Origin of the sequence: Sphingomonas glacialis, assembly GCF_014653575.1 — a bacterium.
GTDB lineage: Bacteria > Pseudomonadota > Alphaproteobacteria > Sphingomonadales > Sphingomonadaceae > Sphingomonas > Sphingomonas glacialis.
This window is the reverse complement of the sequence record NZ_BNAQ01000024.1, coordinates 1-5,331: the sequence shown is the minus strand read 5'-3', so window position 1 is coordinate 5,331 and position 5,331 is coordinate 1. Positions and strand designations below refer to the sequence as shown.

8 protein-coding genes are annotated in these 5,331 nt (G+C 59.4%); 6 read left to right on the top strand and 2 right to left on the bottom strand.

Translation table 11 applies throughout. The features are described 5' to 3' along the window. Positions 1–266: 266 nt before the first annotated feature. Entirely contained in the window at positions 267–971 is a 705-nt protein-coding gene (locus IE187_RS21020) for a hypothetical protein (protein WP_189677943.1), read from the bottom strand. Positions 972–1,362: 391 nt separating this feature from the next. Continuing rightward, positions 1,363–1,683 carry a metalloregulator ArsR/SmtB family transcription factor gene (locus IE187_RS21015; RefSeq protein ID WP_189677942.1) on the bottom strand — a complete coding sequence of 107 codons (321 nt, stop codon included), beginning with the start codon at positions 1,681–1,683 and terminating at the stop codon, positions 1,363–1,365. A gap of 196 nt (positions 1,684–1,879) precedes the next feature. Here IE187_RS21015 and IE187_RS21010 point away from each other — a divergent pair, with 196 nt between their 5' ends. The 6 genes from IE187_RS21010 to IE187_RS20985 all read left to right on the top strand — a co-directional run bounded on the left by IE187_RS21010 (position 1,880) and on the right by IE187_RS20985 (position 5,255). Further along, positions 1,880–2,731: an acyl-CoA desaturase gene (locus IE187_RS21010; RefSeq protein WP_229839641.1), complete on the top strand. Its 852-nt coding sequence runs from the start codon at positions 1,880–1,882 to the stop codon at positions 2,729–2,731. Positions 2,732–2,931: 200 nt separating this feature from the next. Next, the gene (locus IE187_RS21005) at positions 2,932–3,177 is read left to right on the top strand and encodes an AbrB/MazE/SpoVT family DNA-binding domain-containing protein (protein ID WP_189677941.1); all 246 of its coding nucleotides are present in this window, start codon (positions 2,932–2,934) and stop codon (positions 3,175–3,177) included. After that, positions 3,174–3,560, top strand: a complete 387-nt coding sequence (locus IE187_RS21000; RefSeq protein WP_189677940.1) for a type II toxin-antitoxin system VapC family toxin — start codon at positions 3,174–3,176, stop codon at positions 3,558–3,560. The genes IE187_RS21005 and IE187_RS21000 overlap by 4 nt, the downstream gene beginning before the upstream one ends. 586 nt (positions 3,561–4,146) lie before the next feature. Next, a complete protein-coding gene (locus IE187_RS20995) occupies positions 4,147–4,392 on the top strand; it encodes a type II toxin-antitoxin system ParD family antitoxin (protein ID WP_189677939.1) in 246 nt (81 codons plus the stop codon). Further along, positions 4,385–4,675: a type II toxin-antitoxin system RelE/ParE family toxin gene (locus IE187_RS20990; RefSeq protein ID WP_189677938.1), complete on the top strand. Its 291-nt coding sequence runs from the start codon at positions 4,385–4,387 to the stop codon at positions 4,673–4,675. Before IE187_RS20995 ends, IE187_RS20990 begins: the two co-directional genes overlap by 8 nt. Positions 4,676–4,811: 136 nt before the next feature. Next, positions 4,812–5,255 carry a GNAT family N-acetyltransferase gene (locus tag IE187_RS20985; RefSeq protein WP_189677937.1) on the top strand — a complete coding sequence of 148 codons (444 nt, stop codon included), beginning with the start codon at positions 4,812–4,814 and terminating at the stop codon, positions 5,253–5,255. Positions 5,256–5,331: the final 76 nt, after the last annotated feature.

Genomic DNA, 5,331 nt, shown 5'->3' with positions numbered 1-5,331 from the left:
GATCAGCCGTGGCGCATCATGTCCATCGGACTGCGGTCGTGGGCCCATCGGTCCTGATCAGAGAGTCTTGGTATTACTGCTGAGATGCTATGAATGAACGTCCGCTTCTGAGTAGCGGCTGTGTCAGTTCGAACGACCAAAATTGGGTCCAAGCCGCCGCAAAGCTGCCGGTCAGCGATCGACCATGGACGGTCTTTCCAGACCGATCTCCGCAATTCCAAAACCTGCCACCGCGCCGATGCAAAATTAAAAGCTTTGCATCGATGTCAGTACCCGGTCTCCAGCGTCACGACCGTCAGCCGGCCTTTGACCTTGCCAAGCAATGTTACGTTGCCGCCCGGCCAGTCAGGGCCGTTCATCGCCATAATGGCGCTGGACGTCATATGAGCCGTAAAAAGCGGTTGGAAGGTCGTTGCTCCCGGTGCGGTAACGATGGTGGTCTTTGTCCGGTCATCGACCCAAGCCCCATAGCCCCAAGCGGTTCCGATCAATCGTAAAGACCGGCCGGAAGATGGCGCTGGAAGCGTCGGTTCATCGAACTTTCGTCGCCCCTCACATCCCACTTTGTTCAGCCGGCCATTAGACAGTGTGCCTCCCTCATAATCCGCTTGAAGCGAGTAGCAGCGACCTTCGCTCAATGAGAGGGTCACGGGCAGAAAACCGGGAGACCACGCCTCAACGACGTGTGCTTTGCTCGTTTCAGTTATCGCAAATGCGCCGACAACCTTGGCATGACTCATAGCCGAACCGCGCCGGTAGGTCGGATCGGCGTGGATCAAGCTCGACACTGCCGTATCAGGGATGCGGGTTAGCAGCGGCGCGCCGGTGTCTGAGCGCTCCGCGATACGTGGTCGTGATCCACCGTCACTGTATCCGGCGGGCGGGACAAACTGCGCATGAGCGCTGATCGCCGCAACTGCGATCGCAATTCCCACGCTTACGCGGGTAAATGCCGATGCCTTGTTCGTCATTTGCAACTCCCTGATCGCGGGGCAGCTTACGACCGTGTCACCAAACAGCCAGCCAGGATACCAGAAGCTAGCTTGATGCAAAATAACAGGTTTTAGATCACACCGGGCACGGCCAAAATCTCGGCACTTCCCTGAGCGTATATCCGATGCGCCGCCGCCTTTGCGCTCGCCGATGATCGATCCCGAAACGCCGGTGGCAGCTGTCGCCCGGCTCGGTCTGGAAAGCCGCATGTGTGCGGTCCATCCGGAATTGCCTTCCAGTGGACAAAGCACCGGCAACGACCAGTCAGCTGCTCGACATTAACGAATAGCAGAAGTTGGGAAGCGACGGCGGTGACCTGAATGACAGGGTCTGGGTCACGCGACCAACGATTGTGCTATCGTAAGCGTCCTAATCAGGGGTTCGAACCCTTTCCCGCGCTACCTCGGCACTCTCGGCTTTTAGAGGTCGTGATACCGGGCAAACCTCCTGCACAAAGCCGTGCAGCGTGTTGGTCAGATTATCCGGCACCAGTCGATAGTAGACGAACTGCCCGCGCTTCTCGCTGCTGACCAGGCCTGCGTTCTCCAGCACCGACAGATGTTGCGACACTGCCGGCTTGGACATCTCGAAACGCGAAGCGATCTCACCGGCGCTGAGTTCGGCGTGGGCGAGATACGCGAGCATCTTGCGGCGCGGAATAGACGCCAGGGCTTCAAACACCTTCTGCATACCGGCAATTAAGCTATAAGCTAACCGCTTGACAAGCCCGATCGAGTAATTAAGCCATGAGCTAATTACTAGGAGGGCCCGAATGAGTCACGATCATGATCGCTGCAACGTGAACACGTTGGTCGAGACACCAGGATGTAGTCCCGTCGCGGGAGCGGTGCGCTGGGACCCGGTTCATTCCCTTTGGAACGGCGGCATGATGGCCGCGTCTCTGCTCCTCGCACCCATCCTGTTCAGCTGGACCGGGCTGCTGGTCTTCGTGGCCTTGACCGGCGCCACGCTGCTCTTGGGCCACAGCGTCGGCTTCCATCGTCGGCTGATCCATCGCAGTTTCGATTGCCCATTGTGGCTGGAGCGCACGCTCGTCTGGACGGGCACGTGCGTCGACATGAGCGGGCCGCTGACGATGGTGCGCACGCATGATCTGCGTGACTGGGCGCAGCGGCAGTCCGACTGTCATGATTATCTCGCCCACCGCCGGCGACCCCTGGTCGATGGGTGGTGGCAACTCCATTGCCGGCTGGAATTGGCGCATCCACCGGCGTTCAACATGGGGCGAGCAGGCGGCGATCGGTTCTACCAGTTTCTGGAAGCAACTTGGATGGCGCAGCAGCTTCCGATCGCGCTGCTGTTGTTCGCGGGTGGCGGTTGGAGCTGGGTCGTATGGGGCGTATGCGTCCGCGTCACCGCATCGGTTACCGGCCATTGGATCGTCGGCCATCTGGCGCATCGAACCGGGCCGCAGAGCTGGCTGGTGACCGACGCTGGCGTCCAGGCGCACGACGTACCTTGGGCGTCGATCCCGACAATGGGCGAGGCCTGGCACAACAACCATCACGCATTTCCGGGCTCGGCGCGGATCGGGCTCAATCCGGGTCAGAGCGATTGGGGCTACGCGTTCATCCTGCTGATGGAGCGTCTGGGCCTTGCCTGGAGCATCGCGCTCCCAGAGCGTCTCGCGCGCGGTAAGGCGCTGACTCGCGTCGAGCCGAAGAATCTGCACACATCGGGGGTGTCGGCTGTTGACGGCGCAAGCCTGAGCGCATGACAAGGCTCGCGTCATTACCAGCTAATTTGACGCCAGCATGTAATTAGCGGGAATCAGCGTTATCGCTAATTAGGTCGTGTAGCGTAATGTCAGCGCTATGCCACAAAAAGCATCGTTTGGCATTTTTACTGATGCGTTGAATCGACGTACCAGAATGACTATGATCGCATTTCAGACGTCGCCTACGAAAGAAATGCGCAATGACCGTCCAAGTGAATATCACGCCGAACGGACGAATGAGCCTACCTGCTGACATTCGTAAGCGTTTAGGACTCACCGACGGTGGCGCGGTCTACCTCGACGAGACGCCCGATGGTGTGGTTCTGCGCACTGCCGCGCAAGCGGTGGCCCGGGCGCAGGCGCTTGCGAAGCAGTTCACCGGCGGCAATTCGGACGCGTCTGTTGATGCTTTTCTCGCCCGGCGCCGGGAGGACAGTGGGGAATGAGGGTCGTTCTCGACGCTTCTGCGCTGATCGCAATGCTTAAAGGTGAGAAAGGATGCACCAAAGTCGCTGGTGCGATCGCGGGCGCGCGGGTCAGCAGCGTCAACTATGCCGAGGTGGTGAGCCATTTCATTCACGCCGGCATGCCCGCTCACGAGGTCGACGCGATGCTGCAGCCGTTGCCAATGGACGTCGTCGCGGCTGACCCTGCGTTAGCCACCCTTGCCGGGCGGCTGCGCGCCGTTACTGCCGAAGCAGGGCTCAGCCTTGGCGACCGGTTCTGTCTTGCGCTGGCGCAGCGCGACGGGCTTCCGGCCTGGACGGGCGACCAAAACTGGAAGAAGGTGGCAGACGCAACCGGTGTAAAAGTTGTTACGATCCGCTAACCCGGTCACTTGTGCTTTGGAGTAAGGTAAGTGCGGATACCGTGTATAGACAGCTTCTAGACCATCACCGCCACGCTTCAATATTCCCGCAACCAACCCTGTTTGAACAGAAGATCTGTTCAAACTGTCGTGTTCCGTCACGGTATACCCCTTTTAGACGCACGATGCTTTCTCATAACTCCGTGGTCGTAGCATGATTTTGAGAAAGCGGTTTTGGGAACGAGTTTTGGGAAACAGGCCACTGAGATGGCACGGCGTGCGTCGGTTGATCGCAGTCTCGCACCAGACGTTTCCTCTTGAGAAGCCTGGCCCCGCCTCGCTCGGATGCGACCTGCCGACGCTAAGCGTATATCTGGGCCCGTCCTTTGTACCGCTCCCATATAGAGCGGATTTAGCGCGAACCCCAGATGGGGTACGCCATAGGGCAGCTCATCCATGATCGCGAACGTGTCCTGCAACGCGATTTGGGTCAGCGCTTGAGCCGGTGAACGACAGCGCGGACTCGATGGGCCGAATATAGGTTCGGGCGATGACAGTAGGGATGTGATGCGCTAAATAGCACCAATAGTATGACGTGGAGGCCGATATGACGACCGTGCGCAAGACCATTACCCTGACCGAACAGCAGAATGCGTGGATAGCCGCCCAGATCGACGCCGGCAGCTACACCAATGACAGCGAGGCGATCCGTGACCTCATCCGGCGCGAGCAGGAACGGGGTCTGGAGATCGAGAGCATCCGTCAGGCGCTGATCGAGGGCGAGCAGAGCGGGGAACCCGAGCCGTTCGACTTTGCTGCTTTCAAGCAGCGCAAAGCCGCGCAGCATGGCTGAATACCGGCTCACCCCAAGGGCGCAGCGCGATCTTGACGGGGTGTTCGACTATACCGTGGCGCGTTGGGGCGTGGCCCAGGCGATGCGCTATACCGATTTTATCGAAGCTGCCTGCGCCGATGCGGCCGAAGCGCCGCAGCAGGCTCAAGGCTGTGCCAATATCCGACCAGGCTATCGACGGCGTAGCGTTGAGCAGCATGTCGTCTATTTTCGGCCAACCAGTTACGGCATCGCCGTTATCCGCATCTTGCATCAGCGCATGGACGCGACCCGCCATTTGTAAGCGAGTGCTTTAGCAGCCGGGCGTCTAGCAAACAGGACACCAAGGTAAGCTACGTAAGCCTGCTTCTCGAAATCCGTGGGGCTGATATAGTACAAGGTCGAGTGCCTGCGTGTAAGATTGCAGAGGAACAATTGCCGTGATCCGTCCCGCCCTGCTCACCGATCTGGCCGCGATCAACACGTTCGATATCTTTGCGGGCAGCCGTCTCCTCGAGATCGTCGATAACCACATGCTGGTGGCAGAGATCGATGGCGAGGTCGTCGGCTACGCGGCCTGGGTGCCCCGGGGCTTCGTCGGGCATGATTACATTACGTACCTGGGGGTCGCCCCCTCGCACCAGAGCCGCGGCATCGGTAGTACACTCCTGGTAGCCGTCGAGGCCATGATCGGCTCAGACCGTGTGTTGGTCTCCACCCAGGAAGACAATCACACCATGCTCGCCTTTCTGCCCGTCAAAGGCTGGGTCAATGCGGGTGCGGTCGCCGGAGCACACAAGGGCGATCGGACAGAAGTGTTCTTCTACAAGGATCGCACGAGCGAACGTGTCGCAAACACGCTCAACTCCCATGCCCTGCCATAATGAACCGCCCCGGGTTTGTCGGAGGCTCCAACTCCTGAGAAGGTGGAGCCATGACGAGCAAGACGACCAACAAGTT

Bases quoted from the DNA above. Each gene is read 5' to 3' on its own strand.
- IE187_RS21010 (WP_229839641.1), top strand. From the start codon at position 1,880: ATGATGGCCGCGTCTCTGCTCCTCGCACCCATCCTGTTCAGCTGGACC.
- IE187_RS21015 (WP_189677942.1), bottom strand. From the start codon at position 1,683: ATGCAGAAGGTGTTTGAAGCCCTGGCGTCTATTCCGCGCCGCAAGATG.
- IE187_RS21000 (WP_189677940.1), top strand. From the start codon at position 3,174: ATGAGGGTCGTTCTCGACGCTTCTGCGCTGATCGCAATGCTTAAAGGT.
- IE187_RS20990 (WP_189677938.1), top strand. From the start codon at position 4,385: ATGGCTGAATACCGGCTCACCCCAAGGGCGCAGCGCGATCTTGACGGG.
- IE187_RS20995 (WP_189677939.1), top strand. From the start codon at position 4,147: ATGACGACCGTGCGCAAGACCATTACCCTGACCGAACAGCAGAATGCG.
- IE187_RS21020 (WP_189677943.1), bottom strand. From the start codon at position 971: ATGACGAACAAGGCATCGGCATTTACCCGCGTAAGCGTGGGAATTGCG.
- IE187_RS21005 (WP_189677941.1), top strand. From the start codon at position 2,932: ATGACCGTCCAAGTGAATATCACGCCGAACGGACGAATGAGCCTACCT.